26 protein-coding genes and 2 pseudogenes are annotated in these 26,125 nt (G+C 61.7%); 17 read left to right on the top strand and 11 right to left on the bottom strand.

Annotation, left to right across the window (positions count from 1 at the left end):
• Window positions 1-88: 88 nt before the first annotated feature.
• The 7 genes and pseudogenes from AC0V7N_RS23820 (at window position 89) to AC0V7N_RS23790 (ending at window position 5,325) form a co-directional block, all read left to right on the top strand.
• Window positions 89-873: pseudogene (locus tag AC0V7N_RS23820) on the top strand (ABC transporter substrate-binding protein).
• Window positions 874-952: 79 nt separating this feature from the next.
• The gene (locus tag AC0V7N_RS23815; protein WP_096446000.1) at window positions 953-1,672 is read left to right on the top strand and encodes an ABC transporter permease; all 720 of its coding nucleotides are present in this window, start codon (window positions 953-955) and stop codon (window positions 1,670-1,672) included.
• Window positions 1,669-2,490, top strand: a complete 822-nt coding sequence (locus AC0V7N_RS23810; RefSeq protein WP_475450776.1) for an ABC transporter permease — start codon at window positions 1,669-1,671, stop codon at window positions 2,488-2,490. The genes AC0V7N_RS23815 and AC0V7N_RS23810 overlap by 4 nt, the downstream gene beginning before the upstream one ends.
• 106 nt (window positions 2,491-2,596) lie before the next feature.
• Window positions 2,597-3,466, top strand: coding sequence for an NAD(P)-dependent oxidoreductase (locus tag AC0V7N_RS23805; RefSeq protein ID WP_475450775.1), 870 nt, complete (start codon window positions 2,597-2,599; stop codon window positions 3,464-3,466).
• Between the two features lie 8 nt (window positions 3,467-3,474).
• Window positions 3,475-4,179 carry a DNA alkylation repair protein gene (locus AC0V7N_RS23800; protein WP_475450774.1) on the top strand — a complete coding sequence of 235 codons (705 nt, stop codon included), beginning with the start codon at window positions 3,475-3,477 and terminating at the stop codon, window positions 4,177-4,179.
• Complete coding sequence (locus AC0V7N_RS23795) at window positions 4,139-4,717, top strand: GNAT family N-acetyltransferase (RefSeq protein WP_475450773.1); 579 nt, start codon at window positions 4,139-4,141, stop codon at window positions 4,715-4,717. Before AC0V7N_RS23800 ends, AC0V7N_RS23795 begins: the two co-directional genes overlap by 41 nt.
• A 44-nt stretch (window positions 4,718-4,761) precedes the next feature.
• Entirely contained in the window at window positions 4,762-5,325 is a 564-nt protein-coding gene (locus AC0V7N_RS23790; protein ID WP_496627297.1) for a DUF3299 domain-containing protein, read from the top strand.
• Window positions 5,326-5,340: 15 nt separating this feature from the next.
• Here the strand turns inward: AC0V7N_RS23790 and AC0V7N_RS23785 are convergent, their stop codons facing one another.
• From AC0V7N_RS23785 to AC0V7N_RS23770, 4 genes are all read right to left on the bottom strand, one after another.
• Window positions 5,341-5,832, bottom strand: coding sequence for an Lrp/AsnC family transcriptional regulator (locus tag AC0V7N_RS23785; protein ID WP_006205209.1), 492 nt, complete (start codon window positions 5,830-5,832; stop codon window positions 5,341-5,343).
• Window positions 5,833-5,940: 108 nt separating this feature from the next.
• On the bottom strand, window positions 5,941-6,615 hold the full coding sequence (locus AC0V7N_RS23780; protein ID WP_475450771.1) for a uracil-DNA glycosylase family protein: 675 nt from the start codon (window positions 6,613-6,615) through the stop codon (window positions 5,941-5,943).
• Complete coding sequence (locus tag AC0V7N_RS23775) at window positions 6,555-7,166, bottom strand: glutathione S-transferase (protein WP_475450770.1); 612 nt, start codon at window positions 7,164-7,166, stop codon at window positions 6,555-6,557. Before AC0V7N_RS23775 ends, AC0V7N_RS23780 begins: the two co-directional genes overlap by 61 nt.
• Window positions 7,167-7,198: 32 nt before the next feature.
• Window positions 7,199-7,819, bottom strand: a complete 621-nt coding sequence (locus tag AC0V7N_RS23770) for a thermonuclease family protein (RefSeq protein ID WP_475450769.1) — start codon at window positions 7,817-7,819, stop codon at window positions 7,199-7,201.
• A gap of 76 nt (window positions 7,820-7,895) precedes the next feature.
• Between AC0V7N_RS23770 and AC0V7N_RS23765 the strand changes: the two genes are divergently transcribed.
• Both AC0V7N_RS23765 and AC0V7N_RS23760 read left to right on the top strand, forming a co-directional pair.
• Window positions 7,896-9,416, top strand: coding sequence for a sensor histidine kinase (locus AC0V7N_RS23765; RefSeq protein WP_475450768.1), 1,521 nt, complete (start codon window positions 7,896-7,898; stop codon window positions 9,414-9,416).
• 93 nt (window positions 9,417-9,509) lie between these two features.
• Window positions 9,510-10,097, top strand: a complete 588-nt coding sequence (locus AC0V7N_RS23760; protein WP_496627296.1) for a GNAT family N-acetyltransferase — start codon at window positions 9,510-9,512, stop codon at window positions 10,095-10,097.
• Window positions 10,098-10,111: 14 nt separating this feature from the next.
• Here the strand turns inward: AC0V7N_RS23760 and AC0V7N_RS23755 are convergent, their stop codons facing one another.
• Window positions 10,112-11,110: a nicotinate-nucleotide--dimethylbenzimidazole phosphoribosyltransferase gene (locus AC0V7N_RS23755; protein WP_496627295.1), complete on the bottom strand. Its 999-nt coding sequence runs from the start codon at window positions 11,108-11,110 to the stop codon at window positions 10,112-10,114.
• A 242-nt stretch (window positions 11,111-11,352) separates the two neighbouring features.
• Here AC0V7N_RS23755 and AC0V7N_RS23750 point away from each other — a divergent pair, with 242 nt between their 5' ends.
• Window positions 11,353-11,538: a DUF1289 domain-containing protein gene (locus AC0V7N_RS23750; RefSeq protein ID WP_475460461.1), complete on the top strand. Its 186-nt coding sequence runs from the start codon at window positions 11,353-11,355 to the stop codon at window positions 11,536-11,538.
• A 111-nt stretch (window positions 11,539-11,649) separates the two neighbouring features.
• Entirely contained in the window at window positions 11,650-12,357 is a 708-nt protein-coding gene (locus AC0V7N_RS23745; protein ID WP_475450765.1) for a TIGR02281 family clan AA aspartic protease, read from the top strand.
• A gap of 1 nt (window position 12,358) precedes the next feature.
• Here the strand turns inward: AC0V7N_RS23745 and dusA are convergent, their stop codons facing one another.
• Together dusA and AC0V7N_RS23735 are read right to left on the bottom strand one after the other, a co-directional pair.
• Window positions 12,359-13,348: a tRNA dihydrouridine(20/20a) synthase DusA gene (gene dusA, locus AC0V7N_RS23740; RefSeq protein WP_475450764.1), complete on the bottom strand. Its 990-nt coding sequence runs from the start codon at window positions 13,346-13,348 to the stop codon at window positions 12,359-12,361.
• 330 nt (window positions 13,349-13,678) lie between these two features.
• Window positions 13,679-14,119, bottom strand: a complete 441-nt coding sequence (locus tag AC0V7N_RS23735) for an Lrp/AsnC family transcriptional regulator (RefSeq protein ID WP_475450763.1) — start codon at window positions 14,117-14,119, stop codon at window positions 13,679-13,681.
• Window positions 14,120-14,256: 137 nt separating this feature from the next.
• Here AC0V7N_RS23735 and rocF point away from each other — a divergent pair, with 137 nt between their 5' ends.
• Both rocF and ocd read left to right on the top strand, forming a co-directional pair.
• On the top strand, window positions 14,257-15,189 hold the full coding sequence (gene rocF, locus AC0V7N_RS23730) for an arginase (RefSeq protein ID WP_475450762.1): 933 nt from the start codon (window positions 14,257-14,259) through the stop codon (window positions 15,187-15,189).
• Between the two features lie 2 nt (window positions 15,190-15,191).
• Window positions 15,192-16,246 (top strand): annotated as a pseudogene (gene ocd / locus AC0V7N_RS23725) (ornithine cyclodeaminase).
• 157 nt (window positions 16,247-16,403) lie between these two features.
• Here the strand turns inward: ocd and AC0V7N_RS23720 are convergent.
• Both AC0V7N_RS23720 and AC0V7N_RS23715 read right to left on the bottom strand, forming a co-directional pair.
• Complete coding sequence (locus tag AC0V7N_RS23720; protein WP_475450760.1) at window positions 16,404-18,449, bottom strand: SPFH domain-containing protein; 2,046 nt, start codon at window positions 18,447-18,449, stop codon at window positions 16,404-16,406.
• A gap of 303 nt (window positions 18,450-18,752) precedes the next feature.
• A complete protein-coding gene (locus AC0V7N_RS23715; protein ID WP_475450759.1) occupies window positions 18,753-19,658 on the bottom strand; it encodes a LysR family transcriptional regulator in 906 nt (301 codons plus the stop codon).
• A gap of 129 nt (window positions 19,659-19,787) precedes the next feature.
• Here AC0V7N_RS23715 and AC0V7N_RS23710 point away from each other — a divergent pair, with 129 nt between their 5' ends.
• From AC0V7N_RS23710 to AC0V7N_RS23700, 3 genes are all read left to right on the top strand, one after another.
• A complete protein-coding gene (locus tag AC0V7N_RS23710; protein ID WP_475450758.1) occupies window positions 19,788-21,122 on the top strand; it encodes an amidohydrolase family protein in 1,335 nt (444 codons plus the stop codon).
• A gap of 69 nt (window positions 21,123-21,191) precedes the next feature.
• Window positions 21,192-22,385 carry an arabinose transporter gene (locus AC0V7N_RS23705; protein ID WP_475450757.1) on the top strand — a complete coding sequence of 398 codons (1,194 nt, stop codon included), beginning with the start codon at window positions 21,192-21,194 and terminating at the stop codon, window positions 22,383-22,385.
• Window positions 22,386-22,436: 51 nt separating this feature from the next.
• Window positions 22,437-23,207, top strand: coding sequence for an SDR family NAD(P)-dependent oxidoreductase (locus tag AC0V7N_RS23700; protein WP_475450756.1), 771 nt, complete (start codon window positions 22,437-22,439; stop codon window positions 23,205-23,207).
• Between the two features lie 76 nt (window positions 23,208-23,283).
• Here AC0V7N_RS23700 and AC0V7N_RS23695 read toward each other — a convergent pair whose 3' ends face one another.
• Window positions 23,284-24,660: a hypothetical protein gene (locus AC0V7N_RS23695; protein ID WP_496627294.1), complete on the bottom strand. Its 1,377-nt coding sequence runs from the start codon at window positions 24,658-24,660 to the stop codon at window positions 23,284-23,286.
• A gap of 634 nt (window positions 24,661-25,294) precedes the next feature.
• Between AC0V7N_RS23695 and AC0V7N_RS23690 the strand changes: the two genes are divergently transcribed.
• Complete coding sequence (locus tag AC0V7N_RS23690; RefSeq protein ID WP_475450753.1) at window positions 25,295-25,660, top strand: YybH family protein; 366 nt, start codon at window positions 25,295-25,297, stop codon at window positions 25,658-25,660.
• 126 nt (window positions 25,661-25,786) lie between these two features.
• Here the strand turns inward: AC0V7N_RS23690 and AC0V7N_RS23685 are convergent, their stop codons facing one another.
• Window positions 25,787-26,089 carry a DUF982 domain-containing protein gene (locus tag AC0V7N_RS23685; RefSeq protein WP_475450752.1) on the bottom strand — a complete coding sequence of 101 codons (303 nt, stop codon included), beginning with the start codon at window positions 26,087-26,089 and terminating at the stop codon, window positions 25,787-25,789.
• Window positions 26,090-26,125: the final 36 nt, after the last annotated feature.

Genomic DNA, 26,125 nt, shown 5'->3' with positions numbered 1-26,125 from the left:
GGGAGTATCGCTTCAGCGGGCGGTCAAAAAGCACCGCCCCACAGAGCCGTTTCGGAACGACGGCCGGGACCATAAAGAGAGGACTATCATGCGTATTGCACTGCGTATCGCGCTCGCCGCATCGGCTGCGCTGCTGACGCTCGGCGTAGCCCAGGCCCAGGAGAAGACCCTGCGGATCGGCACCGAAGGCGCCTATCCCCCCTTCAACAACCTGACCTCCGACGGCAAGCTCGTCGGCTTCGACATCGACATCGCCCAGGCGCTCTGCGATCAGATGAAGGTCAAGTGCACCTTCGTCGCCCAGGATTGGGACGGGATCATCCCGGCGCTTCAGGCCGGCAAGTTCGACGCCATCGTCGCTTCGATGTCGATCACCCCGGAGCGCAAGGAGAAGGTCGACTTCTCGCATAAATACTACAACACGCCGTCGGCGCTCGCCGTGCCGAAAACTCGACGCTGAAGGGCGTGACCAAGGCAGATCTCGCCGGCAAGACCATCGGTGTCGCCACCACGACCACCCATTTCAACTATGCCTCGAAGACCTACACAGACAGCACCGTGAAGGGCTATCCGAGCAGCCCCGAGGAGCAGGCAGATCTTGCCAATGGTCGTCTCGACGCCATCGAGGACGATATTGTCGTGCTGCAGCAGTGGCTGGATTCGCCCGATGGCGCCTGCTGCAAGATTCTCGGCCAGCCGTCGCCGCAACCGGTCGAGATCTTCGGGCCGGGCGCCGGCATTGCCGTGCGCAAGGGCGAGACCGACCTGGTCAACAAGCTCAATGAGGCCATAGACGCCATCCGCGCCAATGGAAAATACAAGGAAATCAACGACAAGTACTTCAAGTTCGACGTCTATGGCGCCGAGTCCTGATCAATACGGCCAAGACGGCGGGGCAATCCCCGCCGTCTTTCTATTCGTCTCGGAAATGCCGTGGAGATAAGATCCGTCAATGCCAGCCCAAAGCATATGGACACTTCTCAGTTGGGGACCTGATGGCTGGAGTGACGATATTGCCTATGGCGTCATTGTAACGGTTCTGCTTGCGCTGGCGACGCTTCCCATCGGTTTGACGATTGGCTTTTTCATTGCGCTCGGCAAGCAATCCGAAGAGCCCTCGCTGCGCCTCGCCGCCAATATCTACACCACGGTCTTTCGTGGCTTGCCGGAACTGGTGACGCTCTTCCTGTTCTTCTTCGGCATGCCGATCCTGCTGCAGCACCTCATCCGCTATTTCCGCCCCGACGCGACCATCGACGTCAACAGCTTCGTCGCCGGGATGATCGTGCTCGCGCTGATCTTTTCGTCCTATGCCAGCGAGGTTTTCCTCTCGGCCTTCCGTGCCATCCCGAAAGGCCAGTATGAGGGTGGTTATGCCATCGGTCTTTCCTACGCGCAGACAATGCGCCTGGTGATCCTGCCGCAGCTGCTGCGCATTGCATTTCCCGGTCTCGAGAATTGCTGGCTCAGCCTGTTGAAGGACACCTCGCTGGTGTCGGTCGTCGGCCTTGCAGAAACGCTGCGCAACGCCGGCGTGGCCGCTCGCGTGACCAAGCATTCCTTCCTGTTTTACGGCGTGGCGGCTCTGGTCTTTCTTGCTCTGGCCATCGTGTCATCCTTCGCCACCAGCGCCATTTTGCGCTCGCTCGGCAAACGGGAGGCACAACGATGAGCGCGACTGCCACCCTGGTCGAACGGCCACCACCGCGAGCCCGCGGCTGGCCGCGAAGGCGCGTCGTCGGCTACGCGCTGGTCTGCTTTTGGATAGCCTTCGGCCTCGGTATCGTCGCCTACCTCTTCTTTGCCTGGAACGCACCCTTCTTCGCCAAATATGCGCCGGCCTATCTGCGAGGACTTGGCGTCACCCTGTCGCTCGTCGCCATTTCGATGGTGCTTGGCGCCGTCATGTCCTTGCCTGTCGCTTACGGGCGTATGTCCAGGAACCGGATCCTGTCCGGCCTTGCCTATTGCTACGTCTATTTCTTCCGGGGCACGCCGCTGCTGGTTCAGACATTTCTGGTCTATTACGGCTTGGGGTCGTTCCGACCGGAACTCCAGATGATCGGGCTCTGGGATTTTTTCAAGGACGCCTTCAACTGCGGCGTCTTCGCCTTTGCGCTCAACACCGCCGCCTACCAGGCCGAGATCCTGCGCGGCGCCATCGAAAGCGTGCACAAGGGCCAATGGGAAGGGGCTGCCTCGCTCGGCCTGCACAAACTGCAGACGCTGCGCAAGATCATCCTGCCGCAAGCCCTGATTGTCGCCTTGCGGCCTTACGGCAATGAGCTGATCCTGATGGTCAAGGCTTCGGCGATCGTCGCCATCATCACCGTCTACGATCTGATGGGCAATGCAAAACTCGCCTTCGCCAATTCCTTCGACATCCAGGCCTACATCTGGGTCGCCCTGGTGTATCTTGTGATGGTCGAGTTGTTGCGCCATGCGATCGAATGGATCGAGCGCCGGATCACCATCCACCTGAAACGCTGACCCGTTCTCGGCTGTGCCAGTCGATCGGACCACAGGCGTCTTGACGAAATGAGCGCAGGGCCTAGAGCTTGCGCAGCAATTTCGTTTCCGTCTGAAGGGCAAGTTCATGGCATCTGTGGCATTTCTCGGTCTTGGCGTTATGGGTTACCCCATGGCCGCACATCTCGCGAACAAGGGCGGCCACGACGTCACCGTCTACAACCGCACCAAGGCCAAGGCCGAGCAATGGGTTGGCCAGCATGGCGGCAGCCTTGCTGTAACGCCGGCAGAGGCAGCCAAGGACAAGGACTTTGTCTTTTCCTGCGTCGGCAATGACGACGATCTGCGCTCGGTGACGACAGGCCCAGAAGGCGCCTTCAAATCGATGAAGAAAGGTTCGGTCTTCATCGACAACACCACGGCCTCGGCGGAAGTCGCGCGTGAACTGGCCGCCGCCGCACAAGCCGGCGGGTTCTCATTTCTTGACGCGCCGGTGTCCGGTGGCCAGGCCGGTGCTGAGAACGGCGTGCTGACCGTCATGGTCGGCGGCGACCAGGCTGCTTTCGACAAGGCAAGGCCAGTCATCGATGCCTATGCCCGCATGGTCGGGCTGATGGGATCGGCGGGTGCTGGCCAGCTGACCAAGATGATCAACCAGATCTGCATCGCCGGACTGGTGCAAGGACTGTCGGAAGGCATTCACTTCGGCAAGCAGGCCGGGCTCGACATCGAGAAGGTGATCGAGGTGATTTCCAAGGGTGCCGCCGGCTCCTGGCAGATGGAGAACCGGCACAAGACGATGAATGCCGGCAAATATGATTTCGGCTTCGCCGTTGACTGGATGCGCAAGGACCTCGGCATCTGCCTGGCGGAGGCCGACCGCAACGGCGCCAGATTGCCGGTGACAGCACTTGTCGACCAGTTCTACAAGGACGTGCAGGCCATGGGCGGCAAGCGCTGGGACACGTCCTCGCTGCTGGCGCGGCTGGAGAAGTAGGGTTTGCGATGGCCGAGCTGTCGCCGCAATCCAGTGCCGACGAAATCATCGCGCATCTGCGCTCGATCGGCACCGCGGAAAACCGCGCCGGCATGGCGCGATTCGGCATCAACACCGCCACCGCGCTCGGCGTCGGCAATACGGATTTGCGGCCATTGGCGCGCAAGCTGAAGCGCAACCATGAGCGGTCCCTGGCACTGTGGGCCAGCGGCATTCGCGAAGCGCGGCTGATGGCGGCTTTCACCGGTGAGCCGAAGAAGATCACCCTCGAGGAATGCCGCCGCTGGGCCGGCGATTTCGATTCTTGGGAAGTCGTCGACACCGTCTCTGATCTGTTCGTCGATACGCCGTTTTGGCGCCAGTTGATCGAGGAGCTCGCCGCCGACGAGCGTGAGTTCGTTCGCCGCACGGCCTTTGCCATGCTGGCATGGGCAGCCGTGCATTTGAAAAAGGAACCGGATGCAACGTTCTTGTCCTATTTGCCTTTGATCGAAGCCCATGCCGGCGATGAGCGCAACTTCGTCAGGAAAGCGGTCAACTGGGCGCTGCGGCAGATAGGCAAGCGATCGATGAGCCTACACTCCCCTGCCCTGATCCTGGCGCAGATGCTTGCCGGCTCCCCGGACAAGACCGCGCGCTGGATCGGCAAGGACGCCGTGAAGGAACTGTCGGATGCCAAAACGCTCGAACGCCTCGCCGCCGGAAAAGTTTGATGTTGCCAATATTCGGTTCACCGAGGTGACACGGGCAACACGCGGCAGCTTCGAAATTTTGTTCGAGCAGCCGGGTGCGCCAAAATATTGCTGGTGCATGGCCTGGCGGCACTCCGGCCGCGAGCACATCCAGAACGATGAGAAGAAACACCGGATGATGGCGCTCGTCGATGCCGGCACCCCGGTTGGCATCCTCGCCCATATTGACGGCAAGACCGTTGGCTGGTGTTCGGTTGCGCCGCGCGAGACCTATCGCAAGCTTTCGAAACAGCAGGACGACAGCGAGACGGGCGTATGGTCGATCGTCTGCTTCTACGTGCCAAGGGCTTTGCGCGGCGGCGGCCTTGCTTCGGCATTGCTCGATGCGGCCATCGATCATGCCTTCGCCAAGGGGGCGCGTATCATAGAGGCCTATCCGGTGGGTGAAGCGTCGCCAAGCTACCGATTCATGGGCTTTCGCGACATGTTTGCGGCGCGCGGTTTCAAAGAGACCGGCAACGCCGGTTCTCGCCGACATGTGATGCGGCTCGAGCATTGACGTCATTGGCCTCGGCGTCTTTACTCCCGGCAAAGGAAGCGGCCATGAACAATTTCTCATCAAGCTTGGCGCTCGCGGCCGCGCTGTCTCTCTCCGCTGCCGGTGCTTCGGCCGAGACCATGCACATCTTCTGGAAAGATTCGCGCCCGGCGACCCAGGCGGTTGCTGAAGACGCCGGCCTGCCGATGATCGCGGCAAAATTGCCCGACCATGGCGAGACGCTGTCCCTCGATCTGCAGGACAAGACCGTACAATTAGCCGGCTATGCATTGCCGGTCGATCGTGACGGCGACCTTGTCTATCAATTCCTGCTGGTGCCCTGGACCGGCGCGTGCAGCCACATGCCGACGCCGCCGCCCAACCAGATCGTGCTGGTCACACCTGCCCATCCTTACAAGATGTCGCAAGCCTACCAGTCGGTCGCCGTCACCGGCGCCTTGAAGCCAGACATGGAAAAGAGCCAGCTGTTCATTCTCGACGGCGTCAGTGTCATCCAGTCGGGCTACACCGTGCGCAAGGCGGATGTAATCGGTGTCGACACCGTGCCGGACACCGTTACGCTGCCGGTGAACTCGCCCTGGAGTTTCCTCAACAAAAAGAAGAACTAATCAGGTCTGGCATCCTCAGGCCGCGTTGGCACCCGATTCCTTATCCAGCACCATGTAGTCGAGCGGGATTTCGGTCGTGTACTTGATCTGCTCCATGGCGAAGGACGACGACACATCACGGATCTCGATCTTGGCGATCAGGCGCTTGTAGAAGGCATCGTAGGCGGCGATGTCGGGAACCACGACGCGCAGCAGGTAGTCGACGTCGCCGCTCATGCGGTAGAACTCGACCACCTCGGGAAATTCCTGGATGACCTCGGAAAACCGCCGCAGCCACTCATGGCTGTGCGAATTGGTGCGGATCGAGACGAAGACGGTGACCCGCACATTGACCTTCTCATGGTCGAGAATGGCGACGCGCCGCTTGATGACGCCCTCCTCCTCGAGCTTCTGGATGCGGCGCCAGCAGGGCGTGGTCGACAGGCCGACTTTCTTGGCGACATCGGCCACCGCGAGCGTCGCGTCCTCCTGCAGGAGGCGTAGAATTTTTCGGTCAAGGCGGTCCATCAAAGGCTCCTAGGGGAATAGTTTGTCTATATTCCCTCTTATTCGAGGCTTTCACAAGAAAGAAATTCTGCCAATCGCCACGAAAGCGAGTGATTTCTTGCTGAATGCCTAGCCGATGCGATAGCGGATTTCCGAGCGAAGGAAAGGCAGCAAATCCATTTCAAACCACGGATTCTGCTTCAGCCAGCCGCTGTTGCGCCAGGACGGATGCGGCAGCGGCAGCACTTTCGCACCGATGGAATTCCCCCAGATGGCGCGCCAGTCCATCACCGTTTCCGTCAGCGAGGCGCGGCGCGCGGCGCCCATGTGCCAGGACTGCGCGTAGATGCCGATCGTCAGCACCAGGTCTATTCGCGGCATCAGCGCCATCAACGGCGCGCGCCAGGCCGGCGCGCATTCGCGCCTTGGCGGCAGGTCGCCGCCCTTGGCATCCTGGCCGGGAAAGCAGAAGCCCATCGGCACGATGGCGAATTTCTCGATGTCGTAGAATTCGTCGCTGGTTACGCCAAGCCAGTTGCGCAAGCGGTCGCCCGAAGCATCGGTGAACGGCATGCCTGACAGATGCACCTTGGTTCCCGGCGCCTGGCTCGCAATGAGGATGCGGGCGCTGGACGATGGCCGCAGCACCGGTCGCGGCTCATGCGGCAGCGGCTTGCCGATAGGGTTTTCGACGCAAAGGCGGCAGGCCCGGACCTCTGCTGCAAAACTGTCCAATTCCATACTCAAGCGGCGGCACTCGGCCGGCTGGAGATCGCCTGATGCCAGCGCAACACATTGGTGCATTCCTCCGGCACCTTGATGCGTGCCGGTTTCATGAAGTCGACCGCGATCAGGCCGGTGATATCGGCAATCGAATAGCTGTCGCCGGCGACGAATTCCCGGCTCGCCAGCTCGTCGTCGAGGAGTTTCAGGAATGCGACCGCCTTCGGTTTGTTGGCCTCGCCCCATTCGGGGATCTGCGGGACTTCCCATTCCTTCATGGCCGGATGGATGTGGCGAAAAGCCTGGGCGACGCAACTGAGCAGGTTGAACTCCATCCGCCGTTGCCACATCTCGACCTGTGCCTTGCCGAGCGCGCCGCGCCCGAACAGGGCCGGCTCGGGATGCAATTCCTCGAAATAGCGGCAAATGGCGACGGATTCGGTGATGATGGTGCCGTCGTCAAGCTCCAGCACCGGCAGGCGTTGCAAAGGATTGCGCGAGCTGACCGTTTGGCTCTTGTGCTCCAATGCGCCCATGTCGACAGACACCAGAGGAACCGCGATCCCCTTCTCGGCAAGGAAAACGCGAACCCGCCGCGGATTGGGCGCCCGGCCGCCGTCGTAGAGCTTCATTCGATCCTCCCTTCCTTCGGAGCCAATGCACTTCACCAGAAGCGAAAAATCTCCCGCACGGCATCGCCGATCGACGCCAGCGTACCGTGCTTTCGCTCCACGACCTCGCCGTGATGGCTGTCGCGCCAGTCCTGCGGCTGATCGAATGTACCCGCCCAGATACCGACCTTTGCCGCGCGGGCAGTCGCTTCCTCACCTTCGTAGTCGCCGAAGGCAACGGCCCAGCCCGCCTCGACCTGGGCGCGGTTGAGATCCGTGCCGCCGGCCTTGCAGTCGCCTAGCAACCGGCCATAGCGATCCCGCTGCCAGCCGCTGCAGGTAACCGGCCTGCCGGCGATCAGGCGCACCAGCGACTGGCGCGCAAGCGTGCCACAGGCATAATCCGCACCGTTCCTGCGGCAGGTCTGGGTGTATTCCGGGGCGTCGATGCCGCGCATGCGGATGCGCTCGGTGCCAAGTGTGATGGAATCGCCGTCATTGATGATGGCAGCCCCTTGTGTCTGGCGCGTTTCCACCCGATCGAGGCGTGCCGCCAACAGGATCAGCAGCCCCAGAATGATCGTCGTAAGCCCATAATCCAGAAGCCGCCGCCACGGGCTCCTGGGCACCGGTGCGTACCGTCGGCGCGATCTTGGCGACCATGAACGGCTCATATGGCAAACGGTTGGTTAATCATTCGAACGTAGCTTAACACCTTGAAACCGCTGCACGTATAAATCGAAGTTTTTGATGCCCTTGCAACGCTCGAACACAGCGGACAAGTTCATTGTGGACCGCAGGAAACCCCATCGCAACAGTGATGTGGCGCGCGCGGTGCGCAAGACGCGCGACCGTCTTTCGCAGCAGGCCGGCAATCCCGATTTCGACCGCGAACTGCTGAAACTCCATGCTCGCGCCATGACAAGCGGCGCCGTGGTCATACCGCTGCTCGTCTTGGCGATCGCAGCAGCCGGCCGGCTCGCCGGCGTCGGCAACGAGATCGGGCTCTGGGCGCTGTTCACGCTCACTTGCTATACTATCGTCGTCTTCATGGCGCGGCGCATTGAACGTACGGAAGCTTCCGAGCTCAACCCTTTGCAAGCGCAACGGGAATTCCTGGCCGGCCATTTCCTTTGCGGCCTCGGCTGGGCTTGGTTCGTCTGGCTTGGCTGCGGTGCCTGCGAGGTCGACCAGTTCCAGGTGATCAAGGCGGTCGTGCTGCTATTTGCCATGGCCGGGACCGCGGTCATGGCCTCATCCCTGAGCGGCGCGCTGCTGGCGACCTTTGCCGTGCCGGTGGCGCTCTATGCCTATGTCGGCACCAGGCTGTGGATGCCGGTCGAGGCGATCATGGCCGGGCTGCTTGTCTTGTCGCTGCCCTTCTTCGCCTATGTCGCCAGCCACCTCAACCGCTCCTCCCTGATGCTGTTGTCGTTCCGCTCGGAAAAGGACGCGCTGATCGCCGAACTCGAGACGGCGAAATCGATGTCGGACGAGGCGCGGCGGCGGGCCGAGGATGCCAATCTGGCCAAGTCGCGGTTCCTGGCTTCGATGAGCCATGAATTGCGCACGCCGCTCAACGCCATTCTCGGCTTTTCCGAGGTGATGGCGAACGAGGTGCTGGGGCCGATGAGCAATCCCACCTATCGCGACTACGCCCATGACGTGCATGATTCCGGCCAGCATCTGCTCGATCTGATCAACGAGATCCTCGACCTGTCGCGCATCGAGGCCGGCCGCTACCAGCTCAACGAGGAGCCGGTGATGTTGCTCAACATCGTCGAGGACTGCTGCCATATGATGGAGCTGAGGGCGCGCAACAAGGATATCCGGGTCATCCAGGATTTCGAACCGACATTGCCGCGGCTGTTCGCCGACGAGCGCGCCGTGCGGCAGATCACGCTCAACCTTTTGTCCAATGCCATAAAATTCACCGCCACCGGCGGCGAAGTTCGTGTCCGCGTCGGCTGGACGGCGGGCGGCGGGCAATACATTTCGATCAAGGACAATGGCCCCGGCATTCCCGAGGACGAGATCCCGATCGTGCTCTCGGCCTTCGGCCAGGGCTCGATCGCCATCAAGAGCGCCGAACAAGGCACCGGGCTTGGCCTGCCGATTGTGCAAGGCCTGCTTGCCATGCATGGCGGCGAGTTCGAGCTTCATTCCAAGCTGCGCGAAGGCACTGAGGCGATCGCCATCTTCCCGCTGAGCCGGGTGATGGAAGAACTGCCGGCACTGCCTACCGCCGCGGTCGCGGCGCGACGGCGCTAGGCCACCCTGGCGACCTGCCTCCACCCGGCCTCGAAGAGGAACGCAGACCGCAATGACCGCAGATTGGGATGCTAGAGCAATTCCAGGAAAAGTGTGAGCGGTTTTCCGTCCGGAATTGCGTCAAAACAAAGAGTTAGAGCGGTTCGCCGTTTCCATGAAACGGTGAAATGCTCTAGGCGCGTCGAAATCAGATCGGAGTGGCTTCGCCTTAAGCTGTTTACGGCCGATGATGCTGAAGAGGTGCTTGCCGCCATCACCCCCGCGATCACCCGTTTCATGCAGTGGGAACCACCTCGATCACCAACGACCTTTGCCGAGGTATGGCGATCCTGGCTGGCACCGATCCTTGACGGATCGGATCTGCATTTCGTTGTGCGTTCGTTGGCGGATGATCGCTGTATGGGGCTTGTCGGCCTTCACGCGGCCAAGACGGCCTGTCCCGAGATCGGAATTTGGATAAGGGAGGACGCACATGGAAACGGGATTGGCCGGGAAGCCGTTGCCGCTGTGGCGGCATGGGCGTCCGAGGAGCTCGATCCCGATTGCTTCGAGTACCCTGTCGCCGAGGAGAACGTGGCGAGCAGGCGAATAGCGGAAGGCCTTGGCGGGTCGATCGTCGAGACCCGCTCCAATCCGAAATATAGCTCAGTCGTCTATCGCATCCCCAATCTCAGGCGCTGATACACGCCGAGGACCTAGCCCCGAACCGCCGCCGCCATGCCTGAACTGGTCAACGCCGCCGCCTTAACCAGGCCAGCGCCAAGGGCTGCCCCGGCCCCCTCGCCGTGGCTGATGCCGAGGTCGAGCAGCGGACGCAAAGCGAGCAACTCGGCGGCCTTGGCGTGCGCGGGCTCCGCCGACAGGCTGGCGAGAAGACAATGGTCGAGCGCTGCAGGGTTCGCGACATAAAGCACCGCCGCGGCTGCCGTTGCCGCAAAGCCGTCGATCAGCACGGGTATCTTCTGCATCCGCGCGGCGAGGATGGCGCCGGCTATCGCCGCGAACTCGCGGCCGCCGACGCGGCGCAGCACCTCCAGCGGGTCGTCGAGATGGCCGTGGTGAAAGGCCAGCGCCGCATCGACCACCTCCGCCTTGCGTGCCTGCATCGCTGCGTCGGCGCCGGATCCAGGGCCGACCCATTCGGCACCCCTGCCCCCGAACAGCGCCGCAAACAGCGCGGCGGCGACAGTGGAATTGCCGACGCCGAGATCGCCGAGGCAAAGCAGGTCGGTGCCACCGGCAATCGCCTCCATGCCGAAGGCCATGGTGGCCGCGCAACCGCGTTCATCGAGCGCGGCGTCATCGGTGATGTCGCCGGTCGGGATGTGCAGGGCAAGATCGAACACTTTCAGCCCGAGATCATTGGCGATGCAGATCTGGTTGATCGCCGCACCGCCGGCCGCGCAAAGCTCGACCGCATTGGCGGTTGCCGCCACCGGTCGCGGCGAAATGCCGTGCCTGACAACACCGTGGTTGCCGGCAAAGACCGCCATCAACGGTCTTGTCACCGCGGGCGGAGCCCGGCCGCTCCAGGCGGCAAGCCACGCGGCGATGTCCTCGATGCGGCCGAGCGAATGCGTCGGCTTGTCGGCCTTGGCAAACAGCGTGCGCACGCGCGCCTCGGCTTTGAGGTCGGCTGCCGGCAGATTGTCGAGCAGGTTGCGAAAATCGTCGAAAGGCAGTGCGCTGGTCATGTCCTGAACAATCATTCCTGGATTTGGTGAGCGGCATAGCCGCGTTGCGTGATCGGCACAACCTCTCCCAAACATCCGCCTTGATTGCCGCAAAGATGGCCTGGGAAGGCGCGATCGCGAGGGCTTGCATTGGCTTTGCCGTTGCACCATGTGGAGGTGAAAGAGCGGACTCCGCACGGATCCCTCGAGAGAAAGTCAGGACGGCCATCGAATCTCCCTGCATCCTTGTCTGTTCGATCGACATGAAAACCGGCTTCTGCTTCGGTTGCGGCCGCACGCGCGAGGAAATCGGCGCCTGGATGGGGTTGACGCCGGAAACGCGCCGCAATGTGATGGCCGAACTGCCGGCTCGGCTGGAAACGGTCGAGCGCCGGCCGCGCCGGGAAACACGCCGCACCCGTATGGCGCGCGAACGCGACGCACTCTAAAGTCGTTCACCGTTTCGCGGAAACGGCGGACCGCTCCAACTCATTGTTTTAACGCAATTCCGGACGAAGAACCGTTCTACACTTTCCTGGAATTGCTCTAGCGAGGCACGGATGAGCAGTCGGCTGTTCTGGATTTTGATGGCGGTGATCGGCGTGGGAGCAGTCCTGCTCATGCTCAACGATTCCGCCGGCAGCACGCTTGGGGTCGAGAATTACGATTTTGGCCGGCTGATCTGGCTTGGCGCCTTCGGCGCCCTCATCGGCGCCAGCCTGCTGCGCTCTGGCCGCCCGTTGGGCGACCTGGCCCGCAACCTAGCCACCTGGGCGGCAATCGTGCTCGCGCTGATCGCCGGCTATCAATATCGCTACGAGCTGCAGGACGTCGCCAGCCGGGTGACCGCGGGCCTTGTTCCCGGCAGCCCGCTGGCGCTTGGCGTCGAAGACGGCCACGCCACGGTGACCCTCGACAAGGCTGACAACGGTCATTTTGAAGCGCGCATCCTGGTCAATGGCAACCCGGTACGGGCCGTTGTTGACACCGGCGCGACCAGCACGGTGCTGACGTCGGAAGATGCGCAAGCCGCCGGCTTCAACCCGGCCGTGCTCAACTACACGATACCGGTTTCGACAGCCAACGGCATGGCGCGCGCCGCGGCGGTCAAGACCGACGCGGTGGCGATCGGCGGCATCGTGCGCAAGGACATGTCGGTGATGGTCGCGGCACCTGGCATGCTGAGCCAAAGCCTGCTCGGCATGAACTTCATCGGCTCGCTGTCAGGCTTCGACGTGCGCGGCGACCGCATGATCCTCAGGGATTAGGTCAGGCCGCTTCTGCCGCCCCGCTACCGAATTCGACAGCCGCAAACGCCGTCTTCAGCACGTCGGGTCCGGCACCGGGCCGGTTTGCGTCGGTCGACAGAATCTGGCGGTAGCGGCGCGCGCCGGGCAATCCATGGAACAGTCCGACCATATGGCGGGTGACATGGCCGAGCCGCCCGCCCTGTTCGATGTGGCGCGCCGCATAGCCGGCCATCGCATCGATCAGCGCTGCGAAATCGAAGGCCTCGGGCTTCGCGCCGTAGAAGGCGGCGTCGACGCCAGCCAGAATGCCTGGTGTGTGGTAGGCGGCGCGGCCAAGCATGGCACCGTCGACATGATCGAGATGCGCCCGCGCCTCTTCAAGCGACTGAATTCCGCCATTGATACCGATGAATTCGTTCGGCTTTCTGGCCTTCAGCCGATAAACCCTGTTGTAGTCGAGCGGCGGGATGTCGCGGTTTTCCTTAGGGCTCAGCCCTTCCAGCCACGCCTTGCGCGCATGCACCCACAAGGCGTCGGCGCCGGCCTTGAAAACCCTGTCCGCCAGCGCATCGAGCGCCGGCTCCGGATCCTGGTCGTCGACGCCGATGCGGCATTTGACGGTGACGGGGATTGTCACCGCCGCTTTCATCGACGCGACACACTCTGCGACGAGGTCGGGCACTTTCATCAGGCAGGCGCCGAACGTGCCCGACTGGACGCGGTCGGACGGGCAGCCGACATTGAGGTTGATCTCGTCGTAGCCGAAGGCCTCGCCAATGCGCGCCGCCTCGGCAAGTTTCGCGGGATCGGAACCACCGAGTTGCAAGGCGACCGGATGTTCCGCGTCATCGAAGCCGAGCAGCCTCTCGCGTGCGCCGTGGATGACCGCGTCAGCCACCACCATTTCGGTATAAAGCAGCGCACGGCTCGTCAGCTGGCGATGAAAGAACCGGCAATGCCGATCCGTCCAGTCCATCATGGGTGCTATGGCGATCTTTGCTTTCGTCATGTCGTTCGGGCTGCCTTTTCAGGCAAATCGTCTCATTGGGATCGGTCAAGGCGAGACCATTGCGGCCCTATTTAACTTATCTGTCGCTTCTTTCAACTGTCGGGCCTTACCGGATGCTGCCCATGGTTGGCTTCACTGATCCAAGCCGTCGGTCTCGCGCCAGCTGGATCAAGCAGGCGCCCAATTTTCACGTTGTTCCGTGCCAGATTTTTTTCAGGCTCGGTCAAAGTCGCGCCGAGTGAGCCGTCTTTGGCGCAGCGGGGCGGTTTTAGCGATGAGGGAGCGGCACTAAGGCGACTAGGCCGTCGATTCTTAGGTTAGCCGCAAGAGCTAGGCCAGTCGTGCTCGCGTCGTGCGTGGCGTCGCCAGCAGTAGGCTGGTTTCGCTGCCCGTTATGCCGGCTATGAGGCGGATGCGCCGTAGCACCGCATCGAAATCAGTCAGCGAGGCCGTCCCGAGTTCAACCACCAGATCCCAGCGGCCATTGGTGGTATGGATGGTCGAGACTTCGGGGAAACCACCCAGCGCCCGAACCACACGGTCGGCGGCATGGCCCTCAATCTCGATGAGCATGATACCGCGGATGCGCTGATCGACCGCGTCGGCCCGCAGCACCACAGTGTAGCCGATGATCTCACCGGACCGTTCGAGCCGCTCCATACGTGCCCTGACCGTGGCACGCGAGACGCCGAGATCGACGGCGAGATCCGACACGCTGCGCCGCGCGTCATGCCGCAGCAAGGTCACGAGCCGTTCGTCCAGTGCATCCATGATGGGTTACCATTTTGATCAATTTCGCTGCCATTACGATAAACAATGCTTTTCGGATTTCCAATTCTGCCTATTCATATCGCCGGCTCGCAATGATCTCCTCGCGGTCAATCGAAATTGGGCCGCGGGAAAAACAAATGCGTTGCAAAATCGTCGGGGCGCCGGTGCAGGACGGCGCCGGCAGAATGGGATGCGAAATGGGTCCGAGTGCACTGCGGACCGCCGGACTTGCCGAGGTGCTGTCAGGCCTCGGCCACGATGTCGAGGACATGGGCGCCGTTCAGGCAGCTCCGGCAAGGCGCATTGTACACGGCAACTTGGCACTGAAGGCCCTTCCCGAGATATCAGCTTGGACATCCGCGATTGCCCAGGCAGCCTACGCGGCGAGTGCGGACGCCATGCCGATCTTCCTCGGCGGGGACCATTCGATATCTGCCGGGACCGTGTCTGGCCTCGCACGCCGCGCCGCAGAGGCCCGGCGCCCGCTGTTCGTTTTGTGGCTCGACGCGCATCCGGACTTCCACACACTCGACACCACCGCCAGCGGCAATCTGCACGGAGTCCCGCTCGCTTACGCCAGCGGCCAGCCGGGCTTTAGTGGTTATTTTCCGGATCTGCCGGCAGCGGTCGATCCCAAGCGTATCTGCACCATGGGGCTACGCAGTGTCGACCCGGCCGAGCGCAGCGCGCTCAATCAGGCGGGCGTGACTGTACACGACATGCGCGCCATCGACGAGCACGGCATCGCACCGCTGTTGCGCGCCTTCCTGGCGCGTGTGTCTGATGAAGACGGGCTGCTGCATGTCAGTCTCGACGTCGACTTCCTCGACCCGTCGATCGCGCCGGCAGTCGGCACAACGGTTCCTGGCGGCGCGACGTTCCGCGAGGCGCATCTGGTGATGGAGATGCTGTCCGACAGCGGCCTCGTCTCCAGCCTGGACCTGGTCGAGTTGAATCCCTTTCTGGACGAGCGTGGCCGAACCGCGACGCTGATGGTTGACCTGACGGCGAGCCTGATGGGCCGCCGCATCATGGACCGCCCGACCCGCAGCCATTCCGGGAGCTTCTGATCATGACCACGGCAAAGCTGAACATCGTCCCCTTCGTCAGCGTCGACCGCATGATGAAGCTGGTGAATTTCATAGGTGTCGAGCGCTTCCTGACCGAGCTCGCCGGCTACATCGAGGAAGACTTCCGTCGTTGGGAGCTTTTCGACAAGACACCACGCATCGCCTCGCATAGCCATGACGGCGTCATCGAGCTGATGCCGACGAGCGACGGGCGTCTCTACGGCTTCAAATATGTCAACGGTCACCCCAAGAACATGCGCCAGGGTTTGCAGACGGTCACTGCCTTCGGCGTGCTCGCCGATGTTGGCAGCGGCTACCCGATGCTGCTCACTGAAATGACCATTCTGACGGCGCTGCGCACCGCCGCCACATCCGCTGTCGCGGCCAAGTATCTGGCACCACGCGGTGCCCGCACCATGGCCATCATCGGCAATGGCGCGCAGTCGGAATTCCAGGCGATCGCCTTCAAGGCGCTGACCGGAATCGATCGGCTCAGGCTCTACGACATCGACCGCTCAGCCTCGATGAAATGCGCGAAGAACCTGGCTGGCATGGGATTTGACATCACCATCTGCGCAACCGGCCAGGAAGCGGTTGAAGGCGCCGGGATCATCACGACCGTTACCGCCGACAAACAGTGCGCCACCATTCTCACCGACAACATGGTTGGCTCCGGCGTCCACATCAACGCTGTCGGCGGCGACTGCCCCGGCAAGACCGAACTGCACAGGGACATCCTGCTGCGCTCCGATATTTTCGTCGAGTTCCCGCCGCAGACACGCATTGAGGGCGAAATCCAGCAGTTGGATCCCGACTATCCGGTGACAGAACTCTGGCAAGTGATCGCCGCCAAGGCGCAAGGCCGCCGAGACGCCAGCAGATCACGCTGTTCGATTCTGTCGGCTTCGCCATCGAGGATTTTTCGGCGCTGCGCTATGTGCGCGACCAGTTGCAAGCGACCGGCCTTTATGAAGAACTCGACCTTCTGGCTGACCCCGACGAGCCACGCGACCTGTTCGGCATGTTGCTGAGGGCGGCCATGCAACCGGCCGCCTGAGGGAACTATCTGTAGGACGGCACCTGTCTGGCAAAATGGCGGATCGCGGATACTCGCTGGATAGGATGGAGCACAGGATGGGCGTCACGTCCTGCGTCTGGCCGCGGTATGTTTCGGCAGGGCGCAAAATGGGCCGGTACAACCGGCCCATCCCTAGTCATTCCTCCTCAACGGGTGCCGGGATCTCATCCGGCAGGTTTTGCGGTCCAACCCGGTCGGCAACGAGCATCGAAAGCATCATCTCGACAAGGCCATTGGCGGCCCCCTTCTCGCCACCGGTCGCGCCGATCTGGATCTGCGGCACGAGCGGTATCCTGCCATTCTCGATCGCTTCGGCGAAGCGCATGAGAACCTGCGAGTTGAGCTGATAGTCCGGGCCGCCGAAGGCCGCGACCTTCTTCTCGGTGGCCTCGGCCTCCGCCAGACCGATGGCGCGCACTCTGTCGGCATCCGCAAAACCGGTGGCCTTGATGCGTTCGGCATCGGCATGCGCGATAGCCTTGATCATGTCGGCCTCGCCCTGGCCGCCGAGGCGCACCTTCTCGGCCTCTGCCTTGGCAGTGACCTGAATGGTTTCCGCCTGCTGGCGGGTACGGGCGAGTTGCGCCTTGCCCTCGTTCTCACTGATCTCGATGGTAAGGGCCGACGTCGTGATCTTGGCTTGTTGTTCGGCGAGCGCCTCCTTCTCACGCAACGTGCGTTCCTGAATGGCCGCCTTCTCCTGCAATTTATAAGTCTCGACCTTTTCGACTGCGATCTGGCGCTCGCGCAGCTGGATCAGGATCTGCTCAATGCTGTTCTGGCCATTGGCGGCACGAGGCGTACCAATCAACACTTCTTGCAGCTCGAGGCTGTAGGAATTAAATTTTTCGCGCATCTCCTCGCCCGATTTGCGCTGGATATCGCTACGCTCCTGCAAAAGCTGGATCAGCGTCTTTGTCTGGGCGATATTCTTGAAGTAAGCAGAGACCATCGGATCGAGCGTTTGTTCGACCAGCCGCTTGATGTCACCGAAACGCTGCACCACCAGCGGCGCCTTCATATAGTCGATATGCACGACGACGGAGAGCGGCAGCACCGGCTCGAACGCATCCTTGGTGATCAACGACACTTCAGACAGGTTCTCGTCCAGCCTGTGTTCGCCAAACTGCTCCTTCGTCCATTTGAGAACAAAGTTGGTGGTCGGCACGATGATGATATTGCCGGCATAGGTATTGAACGCATACTTGCCTGGCAGCAGCGGCGTTGACCAGACACCGCGTGCGCCGATTTCGACCAGCTCGCCGTGACGGTATGCCTGCCCGGATATATCCGTGCCGTGACGGCCGTTGTAGGAGACGACGACACCCACCGTGCCAACGTCAATGATCGTCTTCTCGACCAGTTCGACGGTCGCGAAAATGCGATTGAGGAAGTAGCTGCCGTCGGCCAGCACCTGCAGCTGCCGGCCACGGTAGCCACCGGCATTGAGAAACTTCTCCGGGTCCTGAAAATTGTTGTGGAAGTTCGGGTCGTTCGGATCGTTGGCGACGGTCGGTGCGATGATCTCGCCGTCCGGCAGGGCCGGACCGTCATGGATGGTGACGATACCGATCATGTCCTCGGCATTATGGATGACGACTGGCTCAAAGCCGCCCCGCTCCGAGATCATGCTGGACATATTGGCAAAAAGGTTTTGTTCCGACGAGCTCAGATTGACGGCATAGATCGACTGGGCGGTCAGCACGATGAATTGTGCGAGATTGATGGCGTAGGTGCCTTCACGCAAGATCTTGCGCTGCGGTCCTTTCTGTCCGCCCTTTTCGAGAAAGCCGCGCACATCCTGGAAATCATCGGCGACGGTGTTGCAAGCAAGTGTCTGCGTCGGAGGCAGCGGCTTGCCATCACGGGCAAAGACATAGCCGATCTGACCCTGCGGGATGGTGACAAGATTGGCGCGATGCATCGAATATTGGAACGGCATGAAGAAATGCAGGCCACCGCGCACGACTTCCGGCTGGTAGCCTGCCTCACGGTTGAGCGCAATGAAGCCATTGCTGACGGAGCCACGAAAACTCCATAGCTTTTCCAGGATGCCGAGCCTGTCGTTTGGGATGTAGCGGACCACGCCGCTCCACCAGAACAGGATTGCCAGCACGACGACCAGTACGGCGACCTCGATCGCCGTCCATTCCATCGGGCCGAGATATTGTAGGGCTTCCATTTCTTCTCTCCTATGGGCGCGCGGGTTCGTTCACCCGACGGCCGCCCGGTTGGTGTTGATTGATGAAGTGGGGAGATCGCGTACCGACACGCTCGACGCGCTAAGGGCGTGTCGAACGTTTGGGCTGCTCATTGGATGGGGAAATGACCGCGCGTCCCGAGTCCCAGTGAGGGGTGGCGCGGCCGTGAACGATGTCACATCGGTTTTGCCTTGATAGACATAACGGAAGATGACGTAGGGATCGCGCCAACAGGTTTAAAGATATTCCGCGCGGAAATAGTATAAATATTTCCAACGCTTTCGTTACAGTTCCCGACACACCTCGACGCAGAAATCGACGAAGGCACGCACCTTGGCAGGGGGATGCTTGCGCGACGGGTGAAAGGCAAACAGCGGGAAGAGCTCGCCATGCCAGTCCGGAAAGAGATCGATCAACACCCCATCCGCCAACATTTCCCTGACGCCCCAACTGATGACCTGGGTGACACCCGTTCCAGCGATGCATTCCTCCAACATCGATTTGGGGTCGGTGAAGGTCAGAGGTCCGCTGGTCGCAACCTCGATCGTTTCCTCGCCGCGCACGAACGCCCAGTCGAATGGCGTGCCGCTGTGCGGGTCCAGGAATTGCAGGCATCGGTGTGCCGAGAGGTCAGTGGGCTGACCCGGCCGTCCATGGCGCTCGATGTATCGTGGGGAAGCGACCGTCAGGATCGGCGCCTCGATCAACTTGCGCGCAACGAGCGTCGAAAAGCGTGGCTGTCCGAAACGGATCGCAAGGTCGATGCCATCCGACACCAGGTCGCCAAACTGCTCTTTCGACACGAACTCTATCTTCAGCTCGGGATAGCGATCGCAAAAGGCGCCGAGCCGGCCTGCCAGCACCAACGGCAGAAAGAAGGGGTCGATGTCCACCTTGAGGCGGCCGCGCACAGCTGACGCGGTACCAGAGGCGACAACCGCCGCATCCTCGATCGCATTCAAATGGGGTTTGACTTCTTCGTAGAAGCGCCGGCCTTCATCGGTCAGCGACAGGGATCGCGTGGTGCGATCGAACAGCCGCACGCCCAGACGCGCCTCGAGCCGTCCAATGGCCCGGCTGACACCTGAATCGGTAATGCCGATGAGCTCGGCGGCTTTGACGAAAGTACCGCCTTCGACCACGGCCGCCAGCACGCTGACCCCGGACAAGATCCTGCCATCGAACGCCATTGGTCATTCATGATTTTCAGTCAGGAAGTATCTGACATAAGCGCACTTAATTCAAGTTCGTCCAGGAGCGATAAGGCTGGCCATGCGGAACCGCCACTCGTCCCCGCGCACCTGGAAAGGAACAAGACCATGAGCACGCAGAAGAATCCCCGCACGCTATTCAAGGGCGGCACCGTCATCACGATGGATGCCGCCGTCCCCAATCTCGCGACCGGCGATGTTCTTGTCGAGAACGACCGCATCGTCTCGATCGGCGCAAATATCCAGGCGGATGACGCCGAAATCATCGACGCCTCGGCAAGCATCGTCATGCCAGGGCTCGTCGATGCGCACCATCACATGTGGCTCGGCGTGATGCGTCGCCTGATGCCTGACGTCGACGATCTCTTCGCCTATATCGGCGTCGTCGCCGAAACGCTCTGCGCGCATTACCGCCCGCACGACATGTCTGTCAGCACCAGCCTGACGGCCGCGGCCTCGCTCGATGCCGGCATAACGACCATCATCGACGCCTGCCACAGTTCGCGCAGCCCCGAACACACCGATGCGGCGCTCGATGCGCTCAAGAGGTCCGGCATCCGCGCGCTGCATATGGTCGGCGCCGCAATGGACAAGAAGGCGTCCAGCGCGCACCTGCCTGGTGATCTCGAACGCCTCGCCCGCAATTGGAACGCTGGCGGCCTGGTGCAAGTGGGACTGTTCGGCCAATTCAATCTCGACTGGTGGGAGGTCGCGCGCGACCTCGACATGCGGATATTGACCGAGTTCATCGGCGATCTCGCGAAGCTGCCTTCGGAAGTCACCGAAAAGGGCTTATTGGGCCCGCACAACATCTTCAACCATTGCACGCGCCTGCCTGAGGACACCTGGAAGCACTTTGCCGACGCCGGGGTCAACGTCACCATCAATCCGCGCTCCGATGCGCTGTTTGGCTTCGATGACGACCGCTTCGCCTATCAGCAGGCCATCGACCATGGTCTCACGCCGGCGCTTGGCATCGATCTGGACACCGCATTCGGCAGCGACCTGTTCGGCGAGATGCATGCATTGTTCGGACAGCAGCGTTCGGCAATGCGCTATCGCCGCTTCCGTGGCGAGACCAACGTGCCGGGGCCGATTTCCGTCGAAGCGGTGCTGCAAGCCGCCACCATCAATGGCGCCCGTGCCGCCGGCCTTGAAGCCGCCATCGGCACGCTGACGCCGGGCAAGCAGGCCGACATCATCATGGTGCGCACCGACGATGTCGCCGTGTTCCCGCTCACCAACGCCATCGGCACGATCGTCCAGGCGGTCGAACGCTCCGACGTCGACACCGTGATGGTCGCCGGCAAGATCCGCAAACACGCCGGCAAACTGATCGATGTCGATCTTGCCAGGCTGGCGTCCGAGGCAACCGCCCCACGCGACTATCTGCTCGAAACCAGCGGTTATCGCTCCAGCCTCTTCGAAGCCGCAGCGAAATAATCCGTCTGATCCGGCTGGTCGCCCAACAAGCGGCGGCCAGCCTGTCCCAACCATCCCATGGAGGCTGTCATGTCAGCACTCGCTGCGGCGAACCGGTCAAATGCCGCGCCGGCTCATCTTTCCCGTCCTGCGCCCGGCATCATCGCGGCGCTGTTCTGCGGCTATCTCTGCGTCGGTCTGCCGCTGCCGGTGCTGCCGCTGTTTGTCCATGACAAACTCGGTTTCAGCAGCCTGATCGTCGGGCTGGTCATCGGCATCCAGTTCCTCGCTACGGTGCTGACGCGCGGCTATGCCGGGCGTGTCACGGATCAGCAAGGCGGCAAGCGCGCGGCAATTCAGGGTGCGATCGTTTGCGCGTGCGCCGGGCTCCTCTATTTCGTCTCCGCGCTGCCCGGCCTGTCCCCTCCAACCAGCCTCGCTATCGTGGTTGTTGGCCGCCTGACGGCCGGGTTTGGCGAGAGCCAATTCGTCACAGGCTGTGTCTCGTGGTCGATCGCCTCGGTCGGTCCGCAGCGCGCCGGCATGTCGATGTCCTGGACCGGCATTGCAATGTTCGCGGCCCTTGCCGTCGGCGCGCCGGTCGGCATGGCGCTCTATCAGGCCTATGGGCTCGATGCCGCCATGGTTGCCTGCGTCGTGGCACCGCTCATCGCCGCCGCAATCGCCTTTGCCTCGACCTCTTACAAGACGCCCGGCGGCCAACGACTGCCCTTCTACCGCGTCGTCGGCCAGATCTGGCGCGAAGGTCTTGGCCTCATGCTGCAAGGCGTCGGCCTTTCCGGCCTCACCGCGTTTGCCTCGCTCTATTTCGCCGCGCATGGCTGGGGCCATGCCGGTCTGGTGATGACCGCTTTCGGCATCGGTTTCATTCTCATGCGGGTCTTGTTGGGACATCTGCCCGACAGGATCGGCGGCTATCGCGTCGCCCTGTGGTCCATGGTCATCGAGGCGATCGGACAGTTGATGATCTGGAGTGCCCCGCATGAAAGCCTCGCACTGGCCGGCGCCCTGGTCACCGGGCTAGGCTGCGCGCTGATCTTTCCTGCCCTGGGTGTCGAAGCCCTGAAGCGCGTCCTGCCGGCTAACAGAGGCAGTGCGATGGGTGCCTTTGTTGCCTTCCTCGATATCGCCTACGGGCTCGCAGGGCCCGTCGCGGGGTTCGTGGCCGGCCAGTTCGGTTACGCTGCCGTCTACCTGCTTGGCGCGGCCAGCGCGATGCTTGGCGTGGCGTTGGTCTCCACGACACGCAGCCGCGAAGACTGATCGTCGACCCATCGCCGCGCACCAACGCGGTCCGTTTCAAGGAGAACCGACATGTCTCGCATCTTCATTTCCGGCTCGTCCGCCGGTCTCGGCCTGATGGCGGGCGAACTGCTCGCAAGCCAGGGCCACCAGGTCGTCCTTCATGCCCGCAACGCAGCCCGCGCCAGCGACGCCCATAAGGCTCTACCTCAAGCTGAAGCGATCGTGGAAGGCGACCTCGATACCATCGCCGGAGCCAGGCAAGTTGCCGCACGCGTCAATGATCTTGGCCGCTTCGATGCGGTGATCCACAATGCCGCCGTCGGCTATCGCGAACCCCATCGACTGACGGCCGACGGCCTGCCACACGTTTTCGCCATCAACACTTTGTCGGCCTATGTCCTGACCGCCTTGATCGAGCGTCCGCGGCGCCTCGTCTATCTCAGCTCAGGCATGCACCATCACGCCGATGCCAATCTCGACGACATCTTGTGGCGCAAGCGCCGCTGGAACGGTTCGGCCGCCTATGCCGAGAGCAAGCTGCACGATGCGATGCTGGCATTCGCCGTGGCCCGTCGCTGGCCCGAAATGCTGTCGAACGCGCTCGAACCGGGCTGGGTCCCTACAAAAATGGGTGGCGCCGGGGCGCCCGACGATATGAAGCAGGCGCACCTGACGCAGGCCTGGCTCGCTGCCAGCAACGAACCGCAAGCCAATGCAACCGGCCGCTATTTCTATCATCTGCGTCCGCTGGCCGCCAACCGTCAGGCCGACGACAAGGCGCTACAGGATCGTCTGCTTGAAATCTGCGCCGAGCTTTCCCGCATCACGCTGCCTGCCTGAGTCGGAATGCACGCTCCGTGCCGTAAATATTTGAGTTTGTTGACTATTTTCAAATCAGCCAAAGCAAGGAACGTGCTCAATCCCGCCGCCGATACAATGTCCAACCAATGCCCGAAAGCCCCCAACTCGTCGCGGCATCGGTCCGTTCAAAGGCGAGGACACAACTCGGCGAAGGCTGGACGGATTGGAACTGCTCGTGAGCGCCACCCTCGAGGATGAGCCAGTCTGGAGGTTGGGAGCACATTTTCTCTGCCGGCACCAATGATGCCTGGCCGCCGATACGATCGGCGAAATAATTGACGACCATCCCGGTTCGCAAATCATGACTGCTGGCGTAGCTGCTGTCGCCACCACGCGTCATCTGCTCTACCATCGCGGAATAGGAGCCGCGACCGTGTTCGTAGAACTGAAGCAGCGATCCTATGTTGCCGACCAGTATTGCCGCCAATGCGGCCGCGGAAAGCAAAAACCCCCTGCCTCCCGCCTGGAAGCCACGCCCCAGCAATTCGCCAGCGACAAGCAGCAGCAGCGTCCCACTGACGAGAAAGTAGCGCGGAAACTCGACATTCGGCAGATGCGCGACTGCCATCAGCAAAGGCAGCCCGACGATGCCTATGACATAAAGGCTGGTCCGGCGATCGCGCCAAAGACGGGCAGAAGCAAGCACCAGGCCGCAAGCCGAGACTATACAAACCCAGTCACTGATCCACCACGGCAGACCGAACAAATAGTGGATCATTCCGCCATACCCTTGCGCGAAAGTCTGCAGCGAAAACGGTGAAACGCCGCCGAACTGGAACCCGAACAACTGGCTGCCTAGGAGCACGCAGGCTGCGAGCGGAAGCACGGCCAAAAAGGCTGGTGCGAAAATCAGACCAACCTCGAGATTGGTGGAGGCAAGGCTGCCGGTACGTGACCACACGAGCCACGAAGTCCAGGCCACAAGGATCACCACCGTTTCCGCCATGGTGAGATGGGACAGGAAGCCGAGCAGGACAATCGCAGCAAAAGCGATGGCTGACCCGCGATTGTCGAAGCGGCGTTCCAAAAACAACAGCGAAAGCAGCGTGAACAATATGAGGCCGGCATAGCCCCTTGCCTCGGAACCGTAGTGAACCATCGGGTAGCTCGTCGCAAACAGGGCGCTGGTAACGATGGCCGTGCGCCGCCCGCGTGAAGCCGCCACCAGGCCGGCAGCAACGACAGTGCCAACGCCCAATGCCAGCGACAGGCCACGTTGAACCACCGACGAGGCGTCGGGGCCGATCAGATAGAGATAGGCGGAGTTGAGGAAATGATTGTTGTCGTGATTTATGCGCCAAAATATCTGATCGATCGAGGTCAGCGGCTCAAGCAGCGCAAAAGTCCAGATCTCATCGAGCCAGAGATCGCCGCGCGCGCCCAGCAGACGCAGGACCAAGCCCGCTGCTGCGATCACCAATAGTGCCAGCAATGACCCCGCCGACCATCGTTGGACGACGCCGGAGGAACTGGCAGGGCCGCGAGCAGCCCCCGCTTTGCCTGCAACTGAAGCTTGTCCCAAGGCGTTCATGTCTCCCGGAACGCGCGCGCTATCTGATCGGCCAGAGGTTTCACCAGGTAGGACAACATGGTGCGACGCCACCCAGAGCGCTCGCGTGGTAAATCTTCAAGTGCCGAATACTACAATGGCGGCGATGCCGACAGCCGGAAAATCTTTATTTTATACATGAGTACATTCTAATTTACATCTTGATCTACTGTACATTTATGGATGGAACTCGCACCCACTCAACGTCGGAAACAAATTCCAACCCAACCAAGGGCTATACGAAAAATATACAGATGACGCCTGTCGAAACCCACCGTTTCGAAGTTCAAGACGACACGAAGGCATGTTTTCACCGGGCCTCTCCGATGCCCCTTGCCAGTCAGTCGCCGGATTGTGGGATGGACGCGAACCGGAGCGCCCTTGGCGAGCGACGCTTTCGGATATCCGTCCCATCGAATTTCTCCGATTGCTGGCTGAACCAAACGATGCCTCGACCTGATACGGACATGTCGGAGCCAGTTGCGGTAGGCTGTGTCCCAACAAGGGAGCTGTCACCATGAGCGATCCCAGCGCGGGAGAGCCCGCCTACGATCCGCAGCAGTTGGAACCCATGCTGATAGCGAGACAGCATGCCGGCGATGTCGACGGCATGGTCGCGCTGTTCGAGGCGGATGCGGTGATCGACTGCGGCGGCGAACGTTTTCTGCGCGGCCGTGAAGCCATTCGCGCCTACTATGCCGAGATTGTCGCGTCAGGGCGAAAATTTGCGATCGGTGAACAGCGCCCCGCTCTGATTTGCGGTGACCTCGCGCTCACCTCGACCCGGCTTCCCGACGGTGACGTCACCAGCGAGATTGCCCGGCAGCAGAGCGACGGCTCCTGGCTTTGGGTGATCGACCGCTATTCCGTCGCTTGGGATTAAGACTTTGGCCCCGGGCCAAGCGCTTGCGCCGTCCGGAAAGCCCGGCCGGCCCTGTCACCGCAGACATGTCAGAAACCCAACGCGGCCGCTACGGACGCAGTCCTGGCATTCAGCAATCCGGTGCGGCTAGCGCCGCAGCGCGTATACGCCCGCCATGGTTTCGCCGGCGACCGGCAGCGCCATGTCGTCGTCCAGAAGCCGCGTGATCCGGGCAAAGCCGGTGAAGGCCTTCCTGGCTTCCTCCGCCGACATCTGTCCCGACAAAGCGGCCGCGCAGCAATTCAGCGCGCACTGATACACTGGCCCACGTCGTCCCGTCGGCCATTTACGCAAGAAAACCATCGCCTCGGCGACACTATCCACTTCTTCTACAGGGTGTCCCTGCCCGCGCGAGATCCGCACGGGCGAAAAGAAATGCAGGTAGTCCATAGGTTCCTCCCGGTCGATCGCGATGCCGCTCGATCG

This window comes from Mesorhizobium kamtschaticum (assembly GCF_056174585.1).
The sequence above is the reverse complement of the archived record's forward strand: the minus strand, read 5'-3'. Positions and strand labels throughout refer to the sequence as shown.